The sequence below is a fragment of the Pseudomonas sp. MWU349 genome, from assembly GCF_017947325.1.
Classification (GTDB): domain Bacteria; phylum Pseudomonadota; class Gammaproteobacteria; order Pseudomonadales; family Pseudomonadaceae; genus Aquipseudomonas; species Aquipseudomonas protegens.
Genome location: NZ_JAFEVP010000002.1, coordinates 1 through 23,878, shown reverse-complemented (window position 1 = coordinate 23,878; position 23,878 = coordinate 1). Strand labels below are relative to the sequence as shown.

19 protein-coding genes are annotated in these 23,878 nt (G+C 65.3%); 6 read left to right on the top strand and 13 right to left on the bottom strand.

The window, feature by feature from the left end:
* Nucleotides 1-154 precede the first annotated feature (154 nt).
* The 5 genes from KCG88_RS07275 to soxR form a co-directional block, all read right to left on the bottom strand.
* Nucleotides 155-1,489, bottom strand: a complete 1,335-nt coding sequence (locus KCG88_RS07275) for a hypothetical protein (protein WP_210712152.1) — start codon at nt 1,487-1,489, stop codon at nt 155-157.
* Complete coding sequence (locus KCG88_RS07270) at nt 1,486-7,803, bottom strand: AAA domain-containing protein (RefSeq protein WP_210712151.1); 6,318 nt, start codon at nt 7,801-7,803, stop codon at nt 1,486-1,488. Before KCG88_RS07270 ends, KCG88_RS07275 begins: the two co-directional genes overlap by 4 nt.
* Nucleotides 7,804-7,818: 15 nt before the next feature.
* Entirely contained in the window at nt 7,819-8,463 is a 645-nt protein-coding gene (locus tag KCG88_RS07265) for a 4Fe-4S cluster-binding domain-containing protein (protein WP_047337432.1), read from the bottom strand.
* Nucleotides 8,460-10,298, bottom strand: coding sequence for an AAA family ATPase (locus tag KCG88_RS07260; protein WP_210712150.1), 1,839 nt, complete (start codon nt 10,296-10,298; stop codon nt 8,460-8,462). The genes KCG88_RS07265 and KCG88_RS07260 overlap by 4 nt, the downstream gene beginning before the upstream one ends.
* Before the next feature lie 258 nt (nt 10,299-10,556).
* Nucleotides 10,557-11,030 carry a redox-sensitive transcriptional activator SoxR gene (gene soxR / locus KCG88_RS07255; RefSeq protein WP_047288100.1) on the bottom strand — a complete coding sequence of 158 codons (474 nt, stop codon included), beginning with the start codon at nt 11,028-11,030 and terminating at the stop codon, nt 10,557-10,559.
* Between the two features lie 108 nt (nt 11,031-11,138).
* On the opposite strand from soxR, the gene KCG88_RS07250 reads away from it, so the two are divergent.
* Nucleotides 11,139-11,504: an antibiotic biosynthesis monooxygenase gene (locus KCG88_RS07250; RefSeq protein ID WP_047288099.1), complete on the top strand. Its 366-nt coding sequence runs from the start codon at nt 11,139-11,141 to the stop codon at nt 11,502-11,504.
* Here KCG88_RS07250 and KCG88_RS07245 read toward each other — a convergent pair.
* The 4 genes from KCG88_RS07245 to msuE all read right to left on the bottom strand — a co-directional run bounded on the left by KCG88_RS07245 (nt 11,501) and on the right by msuE (nt 15,660).
* Nucleotides 11,501-12,601: a sigma-54 dependent transcriptional regulator gene (locus KCG88_RS07245; protein WP_047337430.1), complete on the bottom strand. Its 1,101-nt coding sequence runs from the start codon at nt 12,599-12,601 to the stop codon at nt 11,501-11,503. The two genes, KCG88_RS07250 and KCG88_RS07245, sit on opposite strands and share 4 nt — an antisense overlap.
* A gap of 24 nt (nt 12,602-12,625) precedes the next feature.
* Nucleotides 12,626-13,813: an acyl-CoA dehydrogenase family protein gene (locus KCG88_RS07240; protein ID WP_011062433.1), complete on the bottom strand. Its 1,188-nt coding sequence runs from the start codon at nt 13,811-13,813 to the stop codon at nt 12,626-12,628.
* Nucleotides 13,814-13,947: 134 nt separating this feature from the next.
* A complete protein-coding gene (gene ssuD / locus KCG88_RS07235; protein WP_210712149.1) occupies nt 13,948-15,087 on the bottom strand; it encodes an FMNH2-dependent alkanesulfonate monooxygenase in 1,140 nt (379 codons plus the stop codon).
* Nucleotides 15,088-15,096: 9 nt separating this feature from the next.
* The gene (gene msuE, locus KCG88_RS07230; protein WP_015636469.1) at nt 15,097-15,660 is read right to left on the bottom strand and encodes an FMN reductase; all 564 of its coding nucleotides are present in this window, start codon (nt 15,658-15,660) and stop codon (nt 15,097-15,099) included.
* Nucleotides 15,661-16,061: 401 nt separating this feature from the next.
* On the opposite strand from msuE, the gene KCG88_RS07225 reads away from it, so the two are divergent.
* The 4 genes from KCG88_RS07225 (at nt 16,062) to KCG88_RS07210 (ending at nt 20,283) form a co-directional block, all read left to right on the top strand.
* Entirely contained in the window at nt 16,062-16,322 is a 261-nt protein-coding gene (locus KCG88_RS07225; RefSeq protein WP_210712148.1) for a hypothetical protein, read from the top strand.
* A 102-nt stretch (nt 16,323-16,424) separates the two neighbouring features.
* The gene (locus KCG88_RS07220) at nt 16,425-17,039 is read left to right on the top strand and encodes a LysE family translocator (RefSeq protein WP_015636467.1); all 615 of its coding nucleotides are present in this window, start codon (nt 16,425-16,427) and stop codon (nt 17,037-17,039) included.
* Nucleotides 17,040-17,249: 210 nt separating this feature from the next.
* On the top strand, nt 17,250-18,419 hold the full coding sequence (locus tag KCG88_RS07215) for an aminotransferase class V-fold PLP-dependent enzyme (protein WP_047337426.1): 1,170 nt from the start codon (nt 17,250-17,252) through the stop codon (nt 18,417-18,419).
* 55 nt (nt 18,420-18,474) lie between these two features.
* Nucleotides 18,475-20,283 carry an aminopeptidase P family protein gene (locus tag KCG88_RS07210; protein ID WP_210712147.1) on the top strand — a complete coding sequence of 603 codons (1,809 nt, stop codon included), beginning with the start codon at nt 18,475-18,477 and terminating at the stop codon, nt 20,281-20,283.
* Nucleotides 20,284-20,367: 84 nt separating this feature from the next.
* On the opposite strand, the gene KCG88_RS07205 is transcribed toward KCG88_RS07210, so the two are convergent.
* Complete coding sequence (locus KCG88_RS07205) at nt 20,368-20,964, bottom strand: 2-hydroxychromene-2-carboxylate isomerase (protein ID WP_047288092.1); 597 nt, start codon at nt 20,962-20,964, stop codon at nt 20,368-20,370.
* A 37-nt stretch (nt 20,965-21,001) separates the two neighbouring features.
* A complete protein-coding gene (locus KCG88_RS07200) occupies nt 21,002-21,742 on the bottom strand; it encodes an SDR family oxidoreductase (RefSeq protein WP_210712146.1) in 741 nt (246 codons plus the stop codon).
* A gap of 93 nt (nt 21,743-21,835) precedes the next feature.
* Here KCG88_RS07200 and KCG88_RS07195 point away from each other — a divergent pair, with 93 nt between their 5' ends.
* On the top strand, nt 21,836-22,405 hold the full coding sequence (locus KCG88_RS07195) for a TetR/AcrR family transcriptional regulator (protein ID WP_210712145.1): 570 nt from the start codon (nt 21,836-21,838) through the stop codon (nt 22,403-22,405).
* A 9-nt stretch (nt 22,406-22,414) separates the two neighbouring features.
* Here the strand turns inward: KCG88_RS07195 and KCG88_RS07190 are convergent, their stop codons facing one another.
* Together KCG88_RS07190 and rhtA are read right to left on the bottom strand one after the other, a co-directional pair.
* Complete coding sequence (locus tag KCG88_RS07190; protein WP_047288091.1) at nt 22,415-22,696, bottom strand: hypothetical protein; 282 nt, start codon at nt 22,694-22,696, stop codon at nt 22,415-22,417.
* 158 nt (nt 22,697-22,854) lie between these two features.
* Nucleotides 22,855-23,742, bottom strand: coding sequence for a threonine/homoserine exporter RhtA (gene rhtA / locus KCG88_RS07185; protein WP_210712144.1), 888 nt, complete (start codon nt 23,740-23,742; stop codon nt 22,855-22,857).
* Nucleotides 23,743-23,878: the final 136 nt, after the last annotated feature.

Below are 23,878 nucleotides of genomic sequence, written 5' to 3'. Positions count from 1 at the left end.
GTAGGAGCTGGCTTGCCAGCGAACGGGCCCGTGAGATCGCCTTCGCCGGCAAGCCGGCTCCTACGGGGAGGCGGATTGTAGGAGCTGGCTTGCCAGCGAAGAGGCCCGCGAGATTGCCTTCGCCGGCAAGCCGGTTTCCAGGGGGCGAGGCGGGTCAGGTGCGCTGTTGCGCCTGCTCCCGGTGTTGCTGCCGGGTGTCGTCCAGCAGCACCTCCCTGAGCGGCACCGCCCCTACGGCCAGGGCTTTCTCGATGCTCAGGTTGTCGCCCCGGGCCGCCAGCAGGGCTTGCAGCCGCTGGAACTCGCCGCACCAGATGGTCTCGATGTCTTTGTCGCGCTGGGTATCGCGCTGGGCGCTGAGGGCTACCGCGCGTACCTGCAACCGGCCGTTGTCGGCATTGCCGCCCACCTCCACGCCATACCCCGGAGTGGCGCCCTTGCGCAGCACCACCCTGCCGTCCTGGGCCCAGGCGGTGGCCATGCCCTCGCGAACTTCGTAGCCCAGGCTGGCCAACCCTTCGAGTACCGCCTGGCGGCGGGCCAGGGCGGCGCGTTGTTGCAGCTCGGCTTCGATCAGCGCACTGAAACGGGCAATCAGCCCATCCACTGGTGCCATATGGGCCAGGCTGCATTGGCCGGCCTGGGCCAGCTCGTTCTCGGCGCTTGCGGGGCACAAGGTCGCCACTTCGCTGGCCAGTTCCTCAAGGCGCGCCAGGCGCGCGCGGCGCTCCTGGCTGTCGCGGGTGGCCTGGGCCAGCTCCAGCACCAGGCTGTCCAGCAGCAGGTTGCGCTGCTGCACGCGGGTTTCTGCATCTATCTGGCGCAACTTGGCCAGGTAGGGTTCGGCGCTGGCCTGATCATCGAGGGTCAGCAACTGGGCAATGTGCTGCTCGATGCGTTCCAGTCTGGGTTCCGCTGGCTCATGGGCGGCGCGCCACTGCGCCAGGGTCTGGGTTGGGGTTTCGCCTTGCAGGCGCCGGGCCAGTTGCTGCTGGGCCTCGCTCAGGCCCTGTTCTTCGACTGCTGCCCCCAGGCTGGCGAAACCCTGGGCCAGGACCGACTCCACAGCGGCCACCGGCTGCCCCTCGGCAATCGCTCGCAACGGCTCCAGCAATTGGGCTGCGAGCGGCTTGCCTTGCAGGGCACCCAGCAGGGTGGCGGCGTTCTCCCGCTGGCGGCGGGCCAGTTGGCGCTGTTGCGTGGCTTGCTGCACCGCGCGGTTTTCCCGTTGTTGCAGATCGTCCTTGAGGAACTCGATCTCGATCGGTACCTGCTTTTGCAGGTCCTGCAGGCGATCGGCCTCGATCAACTGGCGCAATTGCTCGAAACGTCCTTGGGTGGCGGCCCGCTCCTGTTCGGTCAGTTGCCCCAGGCGTTGGGCCTGCTCTTCCCAGCGGGCAATCGCCTGCTCCAGGCGCCGCAGGTGGCCGGCGCAGATCTCCAGGATTTCTTCACGGGTGACGATACGCACCACTTTCGGGCCGCTCATGGGGTTTGCTCCGTGTCTGCCAGGGCTTGGGGCTGCGTCACCGAATCGGCAACGGCCAGCGGCTGCAGGGCCTGCTCGATGGCGGCCTGCAGGCGCGCGCGCTCGCCTTCAGGGTCGTGGTACCAGGCCTGCGACGAGACCCGGTGCAGGTGGGGAATGGCCCGGCGCAGCACCGAAGGGCGCCAGATTTCCCGGGAGCGAGCGCGGGCCAGGAGGCCGTGGCGCGGGGTATCGCATTCGATGCCCAGGGCGTAGAGCCCGGTATCGGGGTGCTCGATGGCAAAGTCCAGGCCGAAGGCATCCCCTTCGTTGGCGCTGACCGGGCTCCAGCCCAGGGTGCGGATGAACGCCGCCACCGCCTGGGTGAAGCCGTCGCTGTGGGCGTTGTGCTGGACCCTGGCATCCTGGCGCTCGGTGACCAGGCGCCCCAGCAGGCTGTGGCCGCTGGCAAACTCCCCGGCCGACAGGGCGCGGGCGTACTCCAGGTAGCCTTGCAGGTAGTCCCGCGGGCTGGCGGGCGGGCGCTGGGTGGTGAGCATGTCGGAGATATCGGCAATCGGCATCGAGGTGATCATCACCACTTTGCGCCGGGCCCGGGTCACCGCCACATTGAGCCGGCGCTCGCCGCCGGTCTGCCCCAGGACCCCGAAGTTGCGGCGGAAGCTGCCCTGGCTGTTACGCCCGAAAGTCGAGGAGAACACGATGATGTCGCGCTCATCGCCCTGGACGTTCTCGACGTTCTTGACGAACACCGACATGTCCTCGCCGTCCTCGCTGCGTTCGCGCTCCTGGCTGTAGGCCGCACGAAACGCCGGATCCTGCTCGGCGCGCAACTCCAGGCGCTCTTCGATCAGGTCGGCCTGCTTGCGGTTGAAGGTCACCACCCCCACCGAGGGGCGTTCGGCGTAGGGCGCCTGCCAGAGCTCGGCCAGGTAGTCCACCACCCGTTCGGCCTCGTCGGGGTTGACCTGCTGCTGATAGACGCCGTCCACGCGGATCAGCTCCAGCGGCTTGATGGCCAGGATATTGGCCTGGGGATGGCGTACCGGGATGCTCAGGCGGTTGCCGTAGAACGAGGCGTTGGAGAAACCGATCAGCTCGCGGTAGGCCGAGCGGTAGTGGATCTGCAGGGTGGTGGCGGGTAGCGAGCTGCGAGCCAGTTGCAGCAGGTCCGGGCAGTCCTTGATTTCGCGGCGGTTCCAGGTGTCTTCGAAGGCCTCCCGTTGTTCCTCGTCGGCATCGGCGTCCGGCTGATCGCCATCGAACAGTTCGGCTTCGTCGCTTTCCACCCGGCTGGAGAAGAAGGCGGTGGGCGGCATCTGCTTCTCGTCGCCGCTGACCACCGTGACCCGGCCCCGGTACAGGGTCGGCAGGGCGAACTCCACCGGCATCTGCGAGGCTTCGTCGTAGATCACCGTATCGAACAGCCCGGGCTTGAGCGGCAGCACCCGGCTGGCCACGTCCGGGTTCATCAGCCACACCGGGCGCAGGCTCATCAGCCCCAGGCCGGCGCCCATTTCCATGAACTCGCGCAAGCGTCGCGAACGACGCCCGGTGAGGCGGGTGACGTCCTCCCACTGTTTGCGGGTGCCCAGGCGCGACAGGTCGATGCCTTCACTGAGCAACTGACGGTTGAGGTTGCGCATCTGGGTGTCGGCCTCGCCCAGGCTGGCGATCTTCGCCGCGGTTTCGCTGTGCTCGAGCATCAGCTCGGGTTGGCGTTGTTCGATCTGGCGCTTCCAGCCCAGCCGCGCTTCACGGTTGAGCATGCGCCGCACCACGGCTTCCAGTTGCTCGGCTGGAATGGCGTCGAGCGCGTCCTGGTAATCGCGCAGGACTACCAGCAACTCCAGGTCCGCCGGCGACAGCTGGCCGGCCCGGGCCCGGAAAGCCTGGTAGGCGCTCAGGGTCGGCAAGGCGTCGCGCAGGCGGTTGAGGGCCGACTGATTGCCCTGGTTGTGCTCCACGCGCTGGCGCAGTTGGCCCAGCAGCTCGGGTTGCAGCCACTGATTCAGGCGTTGCAGGGCATTCAGGCTGTCCTGGCGCACGCTGTGGCGGATAAACGCGGCGTCGTAGCCGGCCAGCAGGCTGTCCAGGGAGTGCCGCTCGCCGGTCAGCACCACCGCATCCAACTGCTCCACCCGGGGGGCTTGCGCCAGGGTCATGGCCAGGGCGCGCATTTCTTGCAGTTGCCCGAGGTCCTGGCGTACCTGCGGCAGCAGGCCCGGGCCGCAATCGCTGGCGATTTGTGCAAGGCTCAGTTGCTGATGCAGGTGTTGCAATTGCGCGCGCAAGGGCCGCCACTGGCTTTCCAGCAGGGCCGCCGCCAGCAGTTCCGGCAGGCGCTGCGGCTGGGCCGCGGCGCCCTGTTCGGCGAGGAAGGCCAGTAGCTGGCGCTGGCGGATCAGGCGCAGCGGGTTGAGCCGCGCCAGCCAGGAGCGACCCTGGATAACGGCGCGGGCGCGTTGCTGCAGGGTGCGCAGTTGGGCCGCGGGCAGGGCGCTGAGGCCCGGCGCCAGGTCGGCCTGGTAAGCGGCGGCGTCGCACTGTTCCAGTTGTTGAGCCAGTGCCTGCAGGGCCTGGATCAGCCCGTCGCCTTCTGCGGCCTGGCCGTTGCTGCCACGAAACAGCGGGAGCCAGCGTGCCAGCCGTTGGCGACGCTCATCGTCCAGGCCCAGCAGGCTGTGCAGGTGCTGGTCGAGCCAGGCGCGGTAGGGCGCCGGGTCGTCGACTTCGAAGTCGGCCGGGTGCGCCTGCAGGGTTTCCAGGCGCTGCTCCTCGCAGCTCAGCAGGCGCTCGAAGCCCTGGTTGAACGCTTGCACCGTGGCGGCGTCGGTGGGGAAGGGCTGGAGCTGGGCCAGGGCGCTGTGTTCATAGCGGGCCGGCAGCCACAGGCGGATCAGCGGCGCGCAGGCTTCTTCCAGGCGGGTCAGGCTGGCGATGTCCAGGGCCGCCAGGTGCTGGCGCAATACCGGGACATCCAGGGCCGCGGGCCCCTGTTCCAGGCCGATCAGCTCGCCGATCAACTGGCGGTAGCTCAAGCCACAGTGTTCATCGATGCGGTGCAGGCTCTGGTGGAAGCGATCCAGTTCGCCCTCCAGGGCTTCGATGCGTGCCGCCAGGCGTTCACGCTGGTGCAGCCAGGGTTGCTGGACGGCATCGTCCTTGAACAGGGCTTCGAGCTGTTCGCGGACACTGCGGATCACCGGTTCGCGGTCACGGTTGATGTCGTTGAGCATCACCACCCGGTTGCCCAGGCCTTCGGCCACCAGGCGCTTGTGCACCACTTCCAGGGCGGCGTGCTTCTGGCAGACGATCAGCAGGCTGCGCTGGCGGCCGATGGCGTCGGCCACCATGTTGACGATGGTCTGGCTCTTGCCGGTGCCGGGCGGACCTTCCACCAGCAGTCCGGGGGCCTGTCGGGCCTGGAGCACCGCGGCTTCCTGGGAGGGGTCGCTGGCCACGGTAAAGAAGCGCTGCAGTTCAGGCGCGAGCGGGGTGGCCTGGCTTTCGCTGCTGTCTGGTTCCGTCGGACTCAGGCGCAGGGCGGTTTCCAGGCCGGTGCCGCCGGGGGGCAGGGCCTTGAGCTGGCGCAGGTCCTCGCCGATGGCCTGGCCCATGAAGGCCACATGGAACAGCACGGCGGCACAGGCCAGTTGATCCTGGTAGGGCGGCACTTCGGTGCTCGGCGGTGGCAGGCTGCCGAGCACCCGGGAGCTGGCAGTGGCCAGCATGCCGAAGGCGTCCATCACGTCGGCGGCCTTGAGCGCCGAACGCCCCAGCAGTTCATCGGCGGCCTTGCGCCAGAGCTTGGCGGCATCGATGCCCAGCAAGGTGTCGAGCCCCGGATTGAGGCGCACCTCTTCACGCTCGCTGTCGAAGACCAGGGCCACCTTGCCGCGGCTGCCGACTTCCAGCAGCAGCTTGACCGGCCACAGCAGCAACGGCGCGATGCGAGTACGAGTGGTGCCACGCGCGTCCCGGGTCAGGAGGAAGGGGAAGCCCAGGTACAGGCCATCGATCCCGGTGTCGCGCTTGTACAGCGAGCTTTGGCGGTACAGGCTGTTGAGCCGTGCATCCAGCTGCGGGTTTTCGGCGAAGCACGCCGGGTCGAGGCTGATGGGCTGGGCGTTGCGCGCCACCAGGTGATCCAGCAGCGCCGGGGCCGGGCTGCGCTCACTGTGCAGTTCGTTGAGGTCGACCCGGGCGGTGGTCTTGCCGATGCTCATGCGCACCAGCGGGCCGCGCAGCACCACGCTGGCGACCTTCTTCTCGAAGAAGTCGAGGATCTGCGACACGTAGTGCTGCTTTTGCGGCTCCAGCCACTGCTCGGCGCCGATGGCCAGCAGCACCAGGGCCCTGGCCAGGGGCATGCGGCGTTCCAGGCGGAACTGCTCGGCCCATTCATCGACGCTCGGCACGCCACAACGGGCAAAGCCGCTGATGCGCTCATCGACTTCACGGTACAAGGCCGGGCGCGGCAGCCCCAGCAGGGTACGCGCACTGGCCGCATCGAAGCTCAGGACCACGGCTTCGCGGGCCAGGGTGGCGGCTTCTTCGAGGATCGCGTCCACCGAGCGGAACTGCCCGATGGCGGCGCTGAGCAGCACGATCAGGTCTTCTTCGCTGATGGAGCGCCGGTCGGCCAGGGACAGGATGCCGTGGTGCTCGCTGTCCGGCAGCAGGCGCTGGCGTTCTTCCCACTGTGCGGCCAGACGGGCGCGGGAGCTGGAGAGCAGGTAGATGCGCAGTTGCTCCTCGTCCAGTTCGATGGCCTGGTGCAGGGCGCGCTGGCGTACCTGTTCGGCCCGCAGCTTGAGCCGCGACAGCCAGTGCTCGGTCTCCAGGCGTTCCAGCAGGTCCGGGGCCGGGCCGCTGATCAAGCGGTAACCGTCCAGGGGATGCTCCAGCAACCAGCCGGGGGTGACGATCTCGCCGCGCTGGATCAGGGGCATTTCCGGGTTCAGCAGTTTCAGGGCGAGCATCAGCCGGGTGTCATCGTCCAGCCCTTCGTGCTGGGCCACCTGGCGCAGGCCCGCCAACTGCCGTGCGGGCAAACCGGCCTGTTCGGCCCAGGTGACGATCACCCCGCGCAGCAGGTGATCCAGGGCCTGGGGCCAGTGTTCGACTTCGGCGGCAGCCAGGGCGAACGGCCCTGGTCGGCGAAAGCGCCGGCTGCCCAAGGCGATGCTGGCGCCTTCCTCGGCGTCCTCTTCACTGGCGACCGAGGCCGGGACGCTGGGGCTTTCGCCCTGGAGCCAGGCCTGCACCTGGGGCCATTGCCAGCGCTGGTGGCGGTCCCGGGCCAGCAGGCCGCGCAGCAGCAGTTCCAGGCGCGGGTCGAGGTCGTCCGGCAGCAGCACGCCGTTGGCCAGAATGTGAATCAGGTAGGCGTTGGCATTGATGCCGGCGAAGCATTCTCCCTGGGTCAGCTGTTCCAGCAGGATCATCCCCAGGCTCCACCAGTCGGACGCTGCGGCCACGCCCCCGGCAATGGCTTCGGGGGCCATGTAGCGGCTGGTTTCCAGGGGCGAGACGATGTCCAGGTCGAACTCCGACAGCCGCGCCGAACCGAAGCCGCTGATCACCAGGTCCAGGGGCTCGCGGCTGCGCACCAGCAAGGTGGCCGGGCGCAGGTCGCGGTGGCGCAGGCCGGCTTCGCTGAAGGCATGCAGGGCCTGGCCCAGCTCACGGACGATGTGTTGCACCGCGGCTCTGTCGCTGACCACGATCCCCAGGTCGGCCAGGGTGCCGCCGGTGAGTTCCTCGGCCACTTCGAAGGCGCGCTCGTCCCAGCGGCCGGTGAGGATGATTTCCGGCACGTGCTCCCGGGGCAGGCGCTTGAGGGCTTCGTACACCGACGGGTCGGGTTCGGCGCCGGCCTGGTACAGGGTCAGCACCGCCTGGTGCGCGGTTTCCCGGTGCTCGGCGATAAAGCGCTCGCGCACGCCGCCGCTGCTGATCTGGCGCAGCAGGCGCCAGCCTTCGATCACGGTTTCACTGTCGGCGGCCGGGGGCGCGGCGGGTGGCTGTTGCTCCGGGGCGAGCGGGTCGGCGCCGCAGACCAGGCACATCAAGTCGCCGTCCGCCATGGCATGACCGTTGCCGCAGAGCAGGGGGGAGCCGCTGTCCGCCGCGACCGGGGGCTGCGGCTCAAGCGCTTCGAGGGTGACTACCGGTTGTGGGCGCCAGCCTTCGGGATGAATCGCCTCGCCGGAGAGTTCCCAGCCGCAGGCCCGGTTGTCTACCTGGCCTTCACAGAAAATTTCGGCCAGGGGGCGTTCAGTCTGGCAATTGGGGCAAAAACGTATCATCGGTAGCGGTTCCGGTTAACGGCGGCGTGAGGTGTGGGCGCTGATCTGGAGTTGGTGGCCCTGGTCGTGCAGCAGGTCGCGCAGACGCAGCACGTCGTCACGCCGGGGAATTCCAGCCATCCAGACACTGCCGTCGTCGTCGAACATCACATCCAGCGCACGGTCTTGGTGGTGCAGCGGGCGCTGGTAGGTGGACAGACGCTGGCGGCCCAGCTCGGTCAAGAAGATCAGGCGCTGGTTGTCGCTGCCCCGTAGGACCAGCGTTTGCGCCTGTTGTTGCTCGAAGGGGTCGCAGATCAGTGCATCCAGCAGGCCTTCGGCTTGTTGCAATAGCGGTTGCAGGGTTTCCAGGGGGTGGCCGCTGTAGACCAGGATGTCGACCCCGGTGCGTTCGCGCAGGCCTCGAAGCAGGGCAAGCAGCGCCTCGGGCTGGTCAAAGGGCTCGCCGCCGGACAGGGTGATGCCTTCGGCTTGGGCCAGCCAGGGTTGCAGGTCGTCCAGCACCTGGGCCAACGGCAAGGGGTGCTTGCCCGGCCCCCAGGTGTCCGCGGAAATGCAGCCTTCACAGCGGATGCTGCACCCCTGGAACCACAGGCCCAGGCGCTGCCCCGGCCCCAGGGTGGTGACCGGGAAGTGCACCCGCGACAGGCTGATGTTCACGAGGCGCGGGCAAGCAGTTGCAGGCCGCCGGCCTGCAGTTGGCGGATGTCGAAGGATTGGCCGGGCTGCGCATCCTGGTCGAACAGGGCCCGGGCCAGGGGGTTGAGCAGGTGCGCCTCCAATTGGTTGCGAATGCCCCGGCCACCGTTGGACAGGTCCTGTAGGCACAGCTGGCGCAGGTTGTGCAGCGAGTCGTCATCGAGCTGCACATGCAGGGCCTGGGCCGCCAGGTCGGCGAGGATATTGCCGACCATCTGCTGAAAGATCTGCTCGGCGATGTCCGGGCGGATGAAGTCGAAGACGATGATGTTCTCGCCGATCCGGTTGAGGATTTCCGGGCGGTTGAGCACCAGTTTGAAATAGCGCTCGATTTCGCCCTGGACCTTGCCTTGCACCGCTTCGAAGGCTTCGCCGGGCTGGACGTTGGCGACTCGCTCGCCGTTGTCGCCCTGACGGTAGATGCCCAGGTTGGAGGTGAAGACGATCAGCGCCTCGGAGAAGTACACCCGGTCGCCCCGGCCTGAGGTAAGCACACCGTCATCCAGGATCTGCAGGAACTTGTCGAGGATCCGCGGGTGAGCCTTTTCGATCTCGTCGAACAGCACCACGCTGAAGGGTTTTTCGCGGATCGCGTTGGTCAGTTCGCCGCCCACGTCGTAGCCGACATAGCCGGGTGGCGCGCCTACCAGGCGCTGGTCGGCGTGTTCGGCGCTGAATTCCGACATATCGAAGCGGATGTACGCGCTTTCATCGCCAAACAGCAGGCTGGTGATGGTCTTGGCCAGTTCGGTCTTGCCGACCCCGGTGGGCCCGGCAAGAAAGGCCACGCCCCGGGGCCGGTTGCCCTTGCGGCTGGCGCCGACCCCGGTCATGGCGCGCTTGACGATATCCAGCATGTGGGTCACGGCGTGGCCCTGGCCCTTGACCCGCTGGCGAATGAAGCCGTCGGCCTGGCGGATGCGCTGGCGGTCGATCTTCAGCCAGGGGTCTTCGGTGACCCCGACTTTATAGCGGCGTACGGCATCGCCGATGCGTTCCATGGCCAGGCCTTCGACCCGGGCCAGCTGGACGATCGCGTTGAGGTCGAGCAGCAGCAAGCCCTCGGTATTTTCGACGAAGGCCCGCACCGCGCTATCGCGGCTTTCTTCGCTGGCCTCCTGGGCGCCGGGCAGGCCGCGCAACAGTGCCGGGGCCAGGGCCTGGCGGGCCTGCTGGTCAGGTTTGGACACGGGAATCGGGCGCAGGCGTGGGTTGTCGATCAGCATCCAGTCGGGCAGGTCGCCTTCCTTTTCCACCACCCAGAGAATGCTGTTGAAGAATGGCGTGCGCTGCTCCCCCGCCGGGCGGCTGCGGGCCTGGAGGGACAGCACCAGGGCCTGGGTGAACAACTGGTGTTCTGCGGCGCTCAGGGCGTCGTTGCGGATCACCAGGCGTGAAGCGAAATCGACAATCAGGGCCAGGGGCGCGCCCTGGCGCTCCACCAGGCGTGGCAAGGTCGCCGACAACAGGTCGAGGCCGGCTGGCGCGGCCCCGTCCACCGGGGTCAGGCCCAGTTCACGCAGCAGGTTATCGGCCTGGGCCGGCTCGCTGCCGGGGGGCAGCAAAACCCTGAGGCCGCCAAGGGGATCCCAGCTCAGCACCTGGGCATAGCCGGCTGCCAGCAGTTCATCGCGCAGGTTGAGGTTGAAGGGCTGGGGGGTGATGACCCCGGGGGCGACCTCACTGGCCTGCAGGTCGCGGACGTTGCCGGACAGTACGAACTGGCTTTTCAGGGGGAGAAAGCGCAGCAGATCGCGCAGCCAGCGTGGCTTTTCGAAAGTGGCAGTCCTTGGCATGGAAGCGAAGCTCGTCGTAGGAAGCAGGACGCGACATTAGCATAGGGACGTTTTTACTTACGATGTTGCACAGGCTTTCTTACCCGTCAGCGCTGAGCGGGAATCCGGCTTGCGAGGGAAGATGCCCGTGAGATCGCCTTCGCCGGCAAGCCGGCTCCTACGGGTATGAAGGCGATGTGGCTGTAGGACCTGGCTTGCCAGCGAAGAGGCCCGAGAGTCAGCCTTCGCCGGTAAGCCGGCTCCTGTAAGGGTGGCCGGCTACGGGGCGTCGGTGGCAGCGTCGGGCTCCAGCAGGCGGGCGCCCGGGCCGGCGTCTCCCAGGACATCTCCATAGTTGCGCAGCGGGCACCCTTCCATGGACAGGCAGCCACAGCCAATGCACTGGTTCAGCCGCTCGCGCAGCAGGCTCAGCTGGCGGATGCGTTGGTCCAGTTCGCGGCTCCACTGTTCCGACAATCGCTGCCAGTCTGCGGCAGTGGGCGCGCGGTCGGCGGGCAGGGTCGCCAGGGCCTGGCCGATTTCTGCCAGGGGAATGCCCAGGCGCTGGGCCACCTTGATCAGCGACACCCGGCGCAGCACTGAACGTGGGTAGCGGCGCTGGTTGCCCGCGTTGCGATGGCTGTGGATCAGGCCCTTGGTTTCGTAGAAATGCAGCGCGGTGACGGCCACGCCACTGCGGGCCGACAGTTGGCCGACGCTCAGCTCTTTTTGATGGGAGTCGGGTTCGATCATCAATGCACCTCGGGAGGAAAAATACGCTTGACCTTGACTTAACTAGAGGTTTTACCCTGCGGCGCATTCAACAGCAATATTCTGTTTGCCCCCAGTGGAGAGTGATCCATGAGCGCTTTTGAAAAGGCCCGCAGCTTTACCCAATTGATCGAGTTCGAAATCGAGCCCCATCAGCAACAGGCCCTGGTATCGGCCCTGGCCGAGCAGACCGAGCGCCTGGCCCAGGGCTATGGCGGTTTCCTGAGTGCCAGCGTGCAGGCCAGCGACGATGGCCGGCGGGTGCTCAATTACCTGCAATGGCAATCCCGGGAAGCCGGCGAAGCGGCGTTCCGGCGCTTCGAGAACGGCGAGCAGGATTTCTGGCAGTTGATCCTGGCCCACCAGGCCAAGACCGTGACCTTCGGTTCATTCCAGGTGCGCAGCAGCATCGCCCGCAGCCACGATAATGCCTTGCACTGCGACCTGCCGGGCTAGATCGACAGTTGCAGGGTGCGCTCGTTGGGCGCATCGAGCGGGCGCCGCTTGTTCACCGCCAGTTCGCCGATCTTGATCAGCCGGGTCCGGGTGACGTTGCGGCTCAGGCCCAGCAGGTTGGCGGTGTGCACCTGGTTGTAGTGGCTGAAGCGGTAGGCCGCGCGCAGCAAGGCATCCTCGACCTTTTCGTGCAGGGCCCCGGCCTGTTCGGCGAAGAGTTTTTCAAAGGCCCGTTCCAGCAGGGCCTCGGCAGAGTCGTCGTGGCTCGGGTGGCTGTCGTCGGCGCGTTCGATGCGCATGTTCGACAGGCGCAGGTCGTCGCGCTGGATCACCCCGTTGCGGCAGATCAGCAGGGTGTGGTGGATGACGTTTTCCAACTCGCGGATGTTGCCCGGCCAACTGTAGCTCTTGAGCTTGTGCTCGGCCTCGGGGCTGATGCTGATGCTGCCGTAGCCCAGGCGCTGGCTGTAGGCCTCGATGAAGTGCCGGGTCAGCGGCAGGATGTCGCCGGGGCGCTCGCGCAGCGGGCTCAGTTCCAGGCTGACCACGTCCAGGCGGTAATACAGGTCTTCGCGAAAATGCCCGGCGTTGATGGCCTTTTCCAGTTGCACGTTGGTGGCGGCCAATACGCGCACATCGATGGGAATGCTCTTGCGCGAACCCAGGCGCACCACTTCGCGCTCCTGCAGCACCCGCAGCAGCTTGACCTGGATGGCCATGGGCAGGTCGCCGATCTCGTCGAGGAACAGGGTGCCGCCGTCAGCCTCTTCGAACCAGCCGGCCTTGGCGCTGAGGGCGCCGGTAAAGGCGCCTTTCTCGTGGCCGAACAGTTCCGCCTCCACCAGGGATTCGGAGAAGGCACCGCAGTTCACCGCCACGAACGGTCGGTTGCGCCGGGCACTGAGGTTGTGGATATGGCGCGCCACCAGTTCCTTGCCGGTCCCGGTTTCGCCAATGATCAGCACGCTGGCTTCGCTCGGTGCCACCTGTTGCAGGTGCGCCAGCAGGGCCTGGGATTTCGGGTCCTCGAACACCTGGGCGGTGGCGCGGATCGAGGTCGCCAGGGCGGGCGAAGGGGGTAGGGTCAGAAGCTGCATCAGCACTCTCCGTCGAACAGAAGGCTAGGAGTAGAAAGTCGGGGTTGGCAGGGACTGGTTCAGCGCCCAGTCGCCCAGCTCATGAAGCTTGTAGTCCAGCGGGTCGTGCAGGGTCTGGGTGCGCAGGTTGCGCCAGTGCCGGTCCAGGCCCAGGGAGGCGTGGGTCGAGCGCGCGCCGGTGACTTCGAACAGGCGGCTGCACAGCTCCAGGCCCTGGCGGCTGGCGGCGACCTTGGCGGTGGCGATGGCCGTGGCCAGGTGCCCGCGCTCTTCGGCGCTGAGGGCCGGGCCCTTGGCCCAGGCCTGGTCCAGCAGCGCGGCGGCCCGCTCCACCAGCAGGCGGATGCCTTCCAGGGCGACCCAGAATTCGCCGTAGTGGCTGAGTATGTAGGGGTCCTGGCGCACGTCCTGGGCGCTGGACTTATGCCAGACCCGGGTTTCACCGAGGGTGTACTGCCGGGCTTCTTCGAAGGCGCCTTCGGCGATGCCGAGGAACATGTGGGTGAAGGTCAGTTGGGCGATCAGCGGGCGCAGGCAGGCAAATGGTGTGCTCAGGGGGCCGGGGTCCAGCAGCAGTTCCGACTCTTCCACCCGTACCCGTTCGAAGGTGGCGCTGCCGCTATCGGTCTGGCGCTGGCCGATGTTGTTCCAGTCGTGGTGCAGGGTGATGCCGCTGCGGCCGCTGGGGATCGCGGCGATCAGCAACTTGCCGCCGTTGCTTTCATCCACTGCCGAGGCGATGAGCATTTCCGAGTCGCTGGCACCGGAACAGAAGCTCTTCTTGCCGGAAAACTCGCGCCAGCCCCCCAGGTTCCGGACCACGGTGCGGGTGTCCAGCGGGTTCAGGGCGTTGCCCCAGAACCAGTTCTTGCGCGCGGTCTGTTCGAACCAGGGTTGCCACTGCTCGGGTTTGGCAAACAGGCGCACGGTGGCCAGCATCAGGTGGTGGAAGCCGAAGACGTGGGCGATGGAGCTGTCGACCCGGGCGAATTCGCGGACGATGTTCAGCGTCTCGCTCCAGGGCGCGCCAAGCCCGCCGAACTGGCTGGGAATGCTCAGGGCCAGCAGGCCGCTTTGGCGCAGCGCGTCGCGCTCGGCCTTGGGGGTGCCACCGCGCTCGTCGCGTTCGACGGCGGTCAGGGCAAACTCGGCGGCCAGTTGGCGGGCGGTCTGCAGGGGGGACAACAGGGCGCTTTGCGGTTTGGCAGTCACGCGGTGTTCCTCGTTCGTGGCCGTTGTGGCGGCCGGGAAAAGGTGCTGCGAGCTGCAGGAACTGGCTTGTCAGCGAAGAGGGCCGGAAGATCGCCTTCGCCGACAAGCCGGCTCCTGCAACAGCATTGGGGATTTCAGCGGCTGTTGGGCAACACGTCGTTGGCGATCATTTCGCCGAACGGCCCGGTGAGGTTGGTGACACCGCGGCCGGCCAGGCTGGCATAGGGCTCCGGCAGCAGCGGGAACACCAGCTCGGCGAAGCGATAGGCTTCTTCCAGGTGCGGGTAGCCGGAGAAAATGAAGCTCTCGATTCCCAGGTCCGCGTACTCCTTGATGCGCTCGGCCACTTGCTGCGGGTTGCCCACTAGGGCGGTACCGGCGCCACCGCGCACCAGCCCGACCCCGGCCCAGAGGTTGGGGGCGATCTGCAACTGGTCGCGGCGCCCGCCGTGCAGCGCTGCCATGCGCCGCTGGCCTTCGGAGTCAAAGCGGGAAAAGGACTGCTGGGCGGCGGCGATGGTGTCGTCGCTGATGTGCTCGATCAGCTTGTCCGCGGCCTTCCAGGCTTCCTCCTCGGTCTCACGCACGATCACATGCAGGCGGATGCCGAACTTCACCGTGCGGCCCTTGCGCGCGGCACGCTCGCGCACGTCGGCCAGTTTCTGCGCCACCGCCGTCGGTGGCTCGCCCCAGGTCAGGTAGACATCCACCTGGTCCGCCGCCAGTGCATGAGCGGCCTCGGAGGAACCGCCGAAGTACAGCGGCGGGTAGGGCTTCTGCACGGGCGGGTAGAGCGCCTTGGCGTTCTGCACATGCAGGTGCTTGCCTTCGAAGTCGACGGCTTCGCCTTGCAGCACCCGACGCCAGATCTGCAGGAATTCATCAGTGACTTCATAGCGTTCGCTGTGGCTGAGGAAGCTGCCGTCGCCGCGGTTTTCGTCCGGGTCGCCGCCGGTGACCACGTTGATCAGCAGGCGGCCGTTGGACAGTCGGTCCAGGGTCGCGGCCATGCGCGCGGAAACCGTGGGGGAGATGATCCCCGGGCGGATCGCCACCAGGTAGCGCAGGCGTTCGGTCAGGGGCACCAGGGCCGAGGCAATGACCCAGGAGTCTTCGCAGGAGCGCCCGGTGGGAATCAGCACACCGTGGTAGCCCAGGCTGTCCGCGGCCTGCGCCACTTGCTTGAGGTAGTTGAGGGTGACCGGGCGGGCGCCCTGGGCAGTGCCGAGGAAATGGCCGTCGCCGTGGGTCGGAAGAAACCAGAACACATCCATGACAGCTCCTCAGGCGATTTTCAGCAGGTGGGTCGGGTGGGCGCGAAACAGCGGCGCGGCCCGTTCGGCGGCGAGCTGGATGCGCGCTTTGAGCAGGTCGCTGGTGATCTGGTAATTGCTGAAGTCGGCCTCGGTGGCGTACACGCCGATCGGCAGGGTCAGGGCCTGGAAGAAACTGAACAGTGGGCGTAGCTGGTGATCCAGAACCAGGGCATGGCGTTCGCTCCCACCCGTCGCGGCCAGCAGCACCGGCGTGTCGATCAGGGCATTGAGATCGATCAGGTCGAACAGGTGCTTGAGCAGGCCGGGATAGGAACCGCGATACACCGGGGCGGCGACGATCAGCAGGTCGGCGTTTTCGATGGCCTGGAGTTCGGCTTCAACCTCGGCCGGCAGTTCCTGACGCGACAGGGCGGCACCCACCGGGCGGGCGATATCCCCCAGTTCGATCAGGTGGGCGTTGAAGGACAGGTGCCCGGACAGTTCAGCCAGCAGGGCCTGGGTCAGCACCAGGGTGCGCGATGGGCGCCAGGTTCCACCGGAAAGGGCTACGACGTTCAAGGGGCGGGACATGATCAGTTCCTTTTTAAACAGTGGCTCAACGAGCAGTGGCAGGTCCCGGGCTCTGGAGCAAGAGCTGTACCAAAGACCTGCAGCCCTTGTGCGGCGCGGTTTTGCGCTGATCTGCAGCTGCCGGGTGCTGTTGCCCAGCCGCTGTTTTGTTGATCGGCTGTTGCCTGGCCAACAGTTGCTCTGGCAACAGTTGGCGGGCGAGATGGGACTGTTATAAAGGCTTGTTGTTATTCCTCAAAAGAGCTTGTTTCCATATTTATAGGTCTTTATGGAATATAAAAGCTGCGCAGACCTCTGGCCTTGAAACAATCGATAGCCACTATCGAGCAGGGTGATTTTTGCCGCTGATGGCGCGCGAGTAGCCTGTGTCCATTGTTCGCAACCCGCCCCAGGTGCTCGCCATGAAGGCTTACTCTGCTGTCTTGCTGTTGTTGGTTTCCAGTGTGCTGGCCGGTTGTTCCAGCCCCGGTGCACCGGAGTTGCGGCCCTATACCGCGCAGGAAACCCGGGAGCTGGCTATGGAGGCGTTGAACCGGCGCGGTTTGTCCTTCGATGAATACCAGCAGAAAAAGGCTGAGTTGCTGGGCCGCCCGGCGAGCTTCGACAGCCAGGGTGAAATGAGCGCGCAGCGCAGTATCAGTCGCCATCAACCTGCCAGTTGAGAAGAACTGTACTGGTCCAAGTTTTCAGCAACTGTCCGTGGGTTTCAGCCTGAGGCTGGGTTAGGGTCGAGGCCTGATCGACCTGCCCCGGACCTTGCCCCCATGAGCCTTTCCCCTGACCTGCTGTTGGCCTTCGCCCTGTTTGCCCTGGTCACTTCCATCACGCCCGGCCCCAACAACACCATGTTGCTGGCCTCGGGGGTGAACTTCGGCTTCAACCGTTCCATTCCCCACATCCTCGGCATCAGCTGCGGCTTCTTTGTCCTGGTGCTGGCGGTCGGCCTGGGCCTGGGGGCGGTGTTCGAGGCCTACCCGCTGCTGTACAGCGTGCTGCGCTACGTTGGCGCAGCGTACCTTTTGTACCTGGCGTGGAAGATTGCCCGTTCCGGGCCGCTGTCCGATGAACAGCAGCACCACGGCCGACCGCTGGGCTACTGGGGCGCCGCGGCGTTCCAGTGGGTCAATCCCAAGGCCTGGGTCATGGCAGTGGGGGCCATCAGTACCTACACCCCGTTGCAGGGCTACTTCACCAATGTGCTGGTGATTGCCGCGGTCTTCGCGTTGATCAATGCGCCCACGGTGAGCCTCTGGGCCGCGTGCGGCAGCCTGCTGCGCAATGTGTTGCGCAACCCGCGCTGGTTGCGCCTGTTCAATCTGTTGATGGCCGCCTTGCTGGTGCTTTCTTTGGCACCGCTGTTGTTCGAAAAGATGAGTTGAACGGCGCTTCATGGCGCTGCCTCGAGCCTGTAAGCTGCGATGCAGGAGCGTTCCTACGCACTTTTAAACGAAGATGTTCTTCTTTAACTGCATCCGATCGGGTATTGCTCAAGGCCAGCCGTGGCCGCGCCGCCTATGCACGGCGCGTGGCTGCCTCGCCTTTTTGCCAGCATATGCCGATCCTGGAACAAGCTCTGCGGGTTTTCAGTCATGAACAAGCGTCCTCTTTATTTCGACTACGCCGCCACCACGCCAGTGGATGAGCGGGTCATTCAGGTCATGCTGGAGTGCCTTGGGTTCAACGCCCATTTCGGCAATCCGGCGTCCAGTTCGCACGCCTTCGGCCGGGAGGCGCGGGGCTACGTCGAGCGCGCCCGGCAACAAGTGGCACAACTGGTCGGCGCGCAGCCCGAGCAGATTGTCTGGACCTCCGGCGCTACCGAATCCAACAACCTGGCCCTCAAGGGAGTGATGCAGGCCCGGGGCGTGAGCGGCGGTCACGTCATCACCAGCCAGATTGAACACAAGGCGGTGCTCGACACCGCCCGGCAACTGCAGGAGGCCGGGGTCGCAGTGACCTACCTGGTGCCGGATGCCGATGGCCTGATCAGCGCGCAGGCGGTCAGCGAAGCCCTGCGCGACGACACCTTCCTGGTGTCGTTGATGCTGGTGAACAACGAACTGGGCACCCTCAACGACATTCCGGCCATTGGCCAGGTGGTGCGTGAGCGTGGCGCCCTGTTGCATGTGGATGCCGCCCAGGGTGCGGGCAAGGTGGCTATCGATCTGGCCCGGTGGCCGGTGGACCTGATGTCGTTCTCGGCCCATAAGCTATATGGCCCCAAGGGCATCGGCGCGCTGTATGTCGGGCCGCGGGCGCAGCAACACGTGCAGGCGCAGATTCATGGCGGCGGCCATGAGGGCGGCTTGCGCTCCGGAACCCTGGCCACCCACCAGATCGCGGCCATGGGCGCCGCCTTCGCCCTGGCCGGCGAACTGTTCGAGGAAGAAACCGCCGCCATCGTGCGCCTGCGCGGGCGCCTGCTGGAGCAACTGGCGGGTATCGCCGGCCTGCGCTTGAATGGCAGTGTTACCCAGCGCATTCCCCACACCCTGAGCCTGACCTTCACCGAGGGAGGTTTTGATGGGGCGGCGTTGGGCGCGGCCCTGGCCTTTTCCGCGACTTCGGCCTGCAACTCGGCAAGCAATGCGCCTTCCCATGTATTGCTGGCGCTGGGGCATGATGCCGGGCAGGCCGCCCGGACCATCCGCTTGAGCCTCGGGCGTTTCACCTGCGAACAGGATGTGGATCGCGCCGCTCAACTGATCCAGGCGGCGACCGCCTCAGCCCCTGCGTTCTGGGCCACAACACAACCTTGAGGGTCGAGTGACTTCGATCTTCCATAACAATGATTAAGCCGGTTAAGGAGACACAATGAGTACCCAGCCTTCGACCAATGGAGTGGTCCCCCAGCGCCTGGCGCATGTCCGTCAGCTGATGAACCGCGAAGGCATTCACGCCTTGCTGGTGCCTTCGGCCGACCCGCACCTGTCGGAATACCTGCCGGGCTATTGGCAAGGGCGCCAGTGGCTATCGGGGTTCCATGGGTCTGTCGGGACTTTGATCGTGACCGCTGACTTTGCCGGCGTATGGGCCGACAGCCGTTACTGGGAGCAGGCCACCAAGGAACTCAAGGGCAGCGGCATCGAGCTGGTGAAGTTGCAGCCGGGCCAGCCCGGGCCCCTGGACTGGCTGGCCGAGCAGACCCCGCAAGGTGCGGTGGTGGCGGTGGATGGCGCGGTCATGGCCTTGGCTTCGGCCCGTACCCTGGGCAGCAAGCTGCAGGAACGCGGGGCCAGCCTGCGTACCGATATCGACCTGCTACAAGAAGCCTGGAGCGACCGCCCGTCTTTGCCCGAGCAACCGGTCTATCAGCATCTGCCGCCCCAGGCCACCCAGAGCCGGGTCGAGAAGCTTGCGGCGTTGCGCGAAACCCTCAAGGAGCGCGGCGCCGACTGGCATTTCATCGCTACCCTCGATGACATCGCCTGGCTGTTCAACCTGCGCGGCGCCGATGTGTCCTTCAACCCGGTGTTTGTCTCCTTTGCCCTGATCAGCCAGCAGCAGGCGATCTTGTTCGTGGCCTTGAGCAAGGTCGATGAGGCATTGCGCGCGCAACTGGAGGTGGATGGCGTCAGCCTGCGCGACTATTCAGAAGTGACCGCGGCCTTGCGGGCCGTGCCGGAGGGCGTAGCGTTGCAGATCGACCCGGCGCGCGTCACCGCGGGCTTGCTGGAGCACCTGAACCCCGGGGTGAAACTGCTGGAAGGGCTCAACCCCACCACCCTGGCCAAGTCACGCAAGAGCCTGGCGGACGCCGAGCACATTCGCCAGGCCATGGAGCAGGATGGCGCGGCGCTCTGCGAATTCTTCGCCTGGCTGGACAGCGCCCTGGGGCGTGAACGCATTACCGAGCTGACCATCGATGAGCGCCTGACGGCCGCCCGTGAACGGCGCCCGGGTTATGTCTCGCTGAGCTTCAATACCATTGCTGCGTTCAACGCCAACGGCGCCATGCCCCACTACCACGCCACGCCCGAAGAGCATGCGGTCATCGAGGGTGATGGCCTGTTGCTGATCGATTCCGGCGGCCAGTACCTGGGGGGCACCACCGACATCACGCGCATGGTGCCGGTGGGAACGCCGAGTGCCGAGCAGAAGCGCGATTGCACCCGGGTGCTCAAGGGTGTTATCGCGCTGTCCCGGGCGCAGTTTCCGCGGGGCATTCTGTCGCCGTTGCTGGATGCCATCGCCCGGGCGCCGATCTGGGCCGAGGGTGTGGACTACGGGCACGGCACCGGGCACGGCGTCGGCTATTTCCTCAACGTTCACGAAGGCCCGCAGGTGATTGCCTATCAGGCCGCAGCGACGCCGCAGACCGCGATGCAACCGGGGATGATCACTTCGATCGAACCCGGGACCTACCGCCCTGGCCGCTGGGGCGTACGAATCGAGAACCTGGCGCTCAACCGTGAGGCGGGCAAGACCGAGTTCGGTGAGTTCCTGAACTTCGAAACCCTCACCCTGTGCCCGATCGATACCCGTTGCCTGGAGCCATCCCTGCTCACCGAGGATGAGCGCGAATGGTTCAACGGCTATCACGCCGAAGTCCGCCGGCGCCTCAGCCCGCTGCTGGAGGGCCCCGCCTTGGAGTGGTTGCAGGTCCGTACTGCGGCTATCTGAGGAAAGATGTCACCCGCGCAAGGCGGGTGACGTCACGCGATGGGTTCCTGGCAATGGCGCGGCCGCTGCCAGGGACAGGGCAGGTTACTGCGCGCTCAAGGCTTCGCGGACGAAATCCAGACGGTCTTGGCCAAAGAACAGTTCGTCTCCCACGAACATGCTGGGCGCGCCGAATACTCCTTTTTGCAACGCCTGTTCGGTCTTGTCCTTGAGGGTGGCCTTGACCTCTTCGTCATTGCTCAGGTCGAGGATCTGCTGCGGGTCGAAGCCGCCTTGTTCCAGGACCTGGGTGATGGTGGCCGGGTCGTTGAGATTGCGTTTGTCCACCCAGAGCGCACGGAACAGGCAGTCGAGGAATTCACCGAAACGTTCCGGCAGGCGCAGTTGTACCCCGGTGGTGGCGCGCATCAGCAGCAGGGTATTGATGGGAAAGTGCGGATTGAAGTTGAGCTCTACCCCATAGCGCCGGGCAAAGCGCGCCAGGTCGTGCAGCATGTACCGGCCCTTGGCGGGAACACTGATGGGGGAGGCGTTGCCGGTGGTCTTGAAGACCCCGCCCAGCAGCATGGGCTGATACACCAGCTGGCTGTTGGTTTCGGCGCAGATTTTTGGCAGTTGGGTATAGGCCAGGTATGAGGTCGGGCTGCCCAGGTCGAAGAAGAACTCCACCTTTTTGCTCATGTTTCAGACTCCTTGATTGTTGTTATTGGAGAAGGCCTTACCAGCGTTCGTTCCACGGGCGCAGGTCCAGCTCGAAGGTCCAGGCGTCCCGGGGCTGGCTGTGCAGGTACCAGTAGTTTTCGGCGATATGCTCGGGGTTGAGGATGCCGTCCTGGTCCTTGAGGGCGTATTTTTCGGGAAAGCTGGTACGGATGAAATCGGTGTCGATGGCACCGTCGACGATGACATGGCCCACATGAATGTTCAGGGGGCCCAGTTCCCGCGCCATGCTCTGGGCCAGGGCGCGAATGCCGTGCTTGGCCCCGGCGAAGGCGGCAAAGCCGGCGGCACCGCGCACGCCTGCGGTGGCGCCGGTGAACAGAATGGTGCCGCGTTGGCGCTTGGCCATGCGCTTGGCCACTTCCCGGGCATTGAGAAAGCCCGAAAAACAGGCCATTTCCCAGATCTTGAAATACTTGCGTGCGGTTTCTTCAAGAATGCTGCAGGGCACATTGGCGCCAATATTGAAGACGAACGCCTCGATAGGGCCGATCTGGGTTTCGATCTGCTCGATCAGCGTGATCACGTCCTCCTCTTTGCGTGCATCACAGCCAAAACCATGGGCCTGGCCGCCGGACTGCTGGATGGCGTCCACCAGGGGTTGCAGCTTGTCCGCGCTGCGGCGGGTCATGCAGGCAATAAAGCCTTCGGCGGCGAAACGTTTGGCAATGGCACCGCCGGTCGCATCGCCGGCACCCACCACCAGTACGACTTTGTTCTTGTTCAAGGTTGCAGTCATGGGAGGTTCGCTCTTTGGTAAACGATCGTTAACTAAACGAACGTTATGCTATGATCTTTTCGTCGTCAAGAGAACTTGGGAGCCCGTCAGGGAATGCGTTATTCAGCCAGTCACAAGCAGGAAACCCGCGAGCGTCTTTTGCAAAGCAGCGCGGCGCAGGCCAAGAACGAAGGGTTTTCCACTGTGGGGGTGGATGCCTTGATGAAAGCCATTGGCCTGAGTGGCGGGGCTTTCTATAGCCACTTCACCTCCAAGGACGAATTGTTCAGCTCGATTGTCGAACGCGAGTTGAGCCAGAGCCTGGCGCGTCTGGGGGGAGAAGGGCAGCAGAATCAGGAGAAGTTGCGTCGTTGCCTGAAGCAGTACTTGAGCGTGGCGCATCTGCAACAGCCGGGTGCCGGCTGCGCACTGCCGGCACTGGGTGCGGAGATTGCCCGAGGGAGCCTAGAAGTGCGGCAGGAAGCGCAGGACTGGATCTGCAGCTTGCACCAGGCCTGGGCGCAGACTCTGGGCAGCGAGAGCCTGGCCTGGTCGATCCTGTCCCAGTGCGTTGGCGCGTTGGTGGTGGCGCGAATGCTGGTGAACCCGGCCATTCAGCATCAGGTGCTGGCGTCCAGCCATGAGCAGATTATCGGACAGCTGGAGCGGCTGCCTGCAAGTTGACCGGCAAGGCTATTTGCAGATGACGATCATGCTGCGGCTGGTGTAGCCGGCAGGGTTCAGGCCGAAGGGGTAGTCGCCTGGGTCTTCCACGGTATCACCGGATTTGGCGATGACCTTGTAGCCTTTGGGGCCGCAGGACTCAGTCGCCTTGGTGTAGCACTTTTCCCAGGAAGAAGATAAACCCGAGCAGTTGATGTGGAGTCCTTTCTTACCCCGTTTGACTTCGGTTTTCGCGGTTGCCGCGCAGCCTGCAATTGCAAGTACGGCCAACAGTATCAAAAATCGTTTCATCCCCGTCCTTATCGCTAGCCCCGGATCTGGCGCCCGAGTGTGACTGCATTACCTGTCGTCTTTTGCGTGTGCGATATCCCTGTCCGGCAACTCCCTGGGCGACGTTGAGTAGCCGGCTAAACATGGCCTAAATGAGCGCTAATTACCAGACTTGAATCTCAATCAACGGCAACTATTGGTTTGGCCTCGCGGCGCATGGTCATGGTGGCGCCTACTGAAGCCAGGATGATGCAAGCGATTGCCGTCCACTGGGACAGGGACAGGTACTCGTGGAGGAACAACAGGCCCGAAAGCGCGCCGAAAGCGGGCTCGATGCTCATCAGGGTGCCGAAGGTACGAGCTGGCATGCGGGTCAGGGCAACCATCTCCAGGCTATAGGGAAGGGCTGTGGACAGGATGGCGACTCCCAGGGCGACGGGGATCAAGGAGGGGGTCAGCAGGGCGGCGCCGGCATGGACGATGCCTATGGGGGCGACAAAGAGAGCTGCAATCATGACGCCCAGGGCGGCGGTCTGAATGCCGTTCTCGGCTCCGGCCTTCTGTCCGAAGAGTATGTACAGCGCCCAGCAGACCCCAGCCCCCAGTGCATAGCCTGCACCGACCAGGTCGATGGCTGTTTCTGTGGCTCCGGTGGGAATGAGCAGTAGCAGCCCGACGATAGCCAGAGCGATCCACAGGAAGTCTATGGCCTTGCGTGACGCATAGATGGCGACTGCCAGGGGGCCTGTGAACTCGAGGGCGACGGCGATGCCCAGAGGGACACTCCTGAGGGACATATAGAAGAGGAAGTTCATGCCGCCCAGGGCCATGCCGTAGATGATCACGGTGCGCAGGGTGTTGGTGGTGAACTTGGCGCGCCAGGGTCTTAATAGAAGCAGCATGATGATGCTGGCGAAAATCAGCCGCAGGGTTGTGGTTCCTTGTGCGCCAACGACTGGGAACATGCTCTTGGCCAGTGAGGCCCCTGACTGAATCGAGGCCATGGCAATAAGCAGCAGCCCCACCGGAAACAGGGTCGAGGCAAGGCTGCGCGGTTGGTCATTCATGCGAGGGGTCATCCAGAGTATTGGGGGAGGGGCGCCTGGAGCATGATGCTCAACTAATCACGGATGAGCAATATAGTGCGCATGGTCTTTTTTACGCCTCTATATAGAAGCTGCGCGTGGGTTGTTTTGCGATTGA

Excerpts from the sequence above, each read along its gene's own strand:
- KCG88_RS07275 (WP_210712152.1), bottom strand. The coding sequence starts at position 1,489 with ATGAGCGGCCCGAAAGTGGTGCGTATCGTCACCCGTGAAGAAATCCTG.
- KCG88_RS07270 (WP_210712151.1), bottom strand. The coding sequence starts at position 7,803 with ATGATACGTTTTTGCCCCAATTGCCAGACTGAACGCCCCCTGGCCGAA.
- KCG88_RS07260 (WP_210712150.1), bottom strand. The coding sequence starts at position 10,298 with ATGCCAAGGACTGCCACTTTCGAAAAGCCACGCTGGCTGCGCGATCTG.
- soxR (WP_047288100.1), bottom strand. The coding sequence starts at position 11,030 with ATGATCGAACCCGACTCCCATCAAAAAGAGCTGAGCGTCGGCCAACTG.
- KCG88_RS07250 (WP_047288099.1), top strand. The coding sequence starts at position 11,139 with ATGAGCGCTTTTGAAAAGGCCCGCAGCTTTACCCAATTGATCGAGTTC.
- KCG88_RS07245 (WP_047337430.1), bottom strand. The coding sequence starts at position 12,601 with ATGCAGCTTCTGACCCTACCCCCTTCGCCCGCCCTGGCGACCTCGATC.
- ssuD (WP_210712149.1), bottom strand. The coding sequence starts at position 15,087 with ATGGATGTGTTCTGGTTTCTTCCGACCCACGGCGACGGCCATTTCCTC.
- msuE (WP_015636469.1), bottom strand. The coding sequence starts at position 15,660 with ATGTCCCGCCCCTTGAACGTCGTAGCCCTTTCCGGTGGAACCTGGCGC.
- KCG88_RS07225 (WP_210712148.1), top strand. The coding sequence starts at position 16,062 with ATGAAGGCTTACTCTGCTGTCTTGCTGTTGTTGGTTTCCAGTGTGCTG.
- KCG88_RS07220 (WP_015636467.1), top strand. The coding sequence starts at position 16,425 with ATGAGCCTTTCCCCTGACCTGCTGTTGGCCTTCGCCCTGTTTGCCCTG.
- KCG88_RS07215 (WP_047337426.1), top strand. The coding sequence starts at position 17,250 with ATGAACAAGCGTCCTCTTTATTTCGACTACGCCGCCACCACGCCAGTG.
- KCG88_RS07210 (WP_210712147.1), top strand. The coding sequence starts at position 18,475 with ATGAGTACCCAGCCTTCGACCAATGGAGTGGTCCCCCAGCGCCTGGCG.
- KCG88_RS07205 (WP_047288092.1), bottom strand. The coding sequence starts at position 20,964 with ATGAGCAAAAAGGTGGAGTTCTTCTTCGACCTGGGCAGCCCGACCTCA.
- KCG88_RS07200 (WP_210712146.1), bottom strand. The coding sequence starts at position 21,742 with ATGACTGCAACCTTGAACAAGAACAAAGTCGTACTGGTGGTGGGTGCC.
- KCG88_RS07195 (WP_210712145.1), top strand. The coding sequence starts at position 21,836 with ATGCGTTATTCAGCCAGTCACAAGCAGGAAACCCGCGAGCGTCTTTTG.
- KCG88_RS07190 (WP_047288091.1), bottom strand. The coding sequence starts at position 22,696 with ATGAAACGATTTTTGATACTGTTGGCCGTACTTGCAATTGCAGGCTGC.
- rhtA (WP_210712144.1), bottom strand. The coding sequence starts at position 23,742 with ATGAATGACCAACCGCGCAGCCTTGCCTCGACCCTGTTTCCGGTGGGG.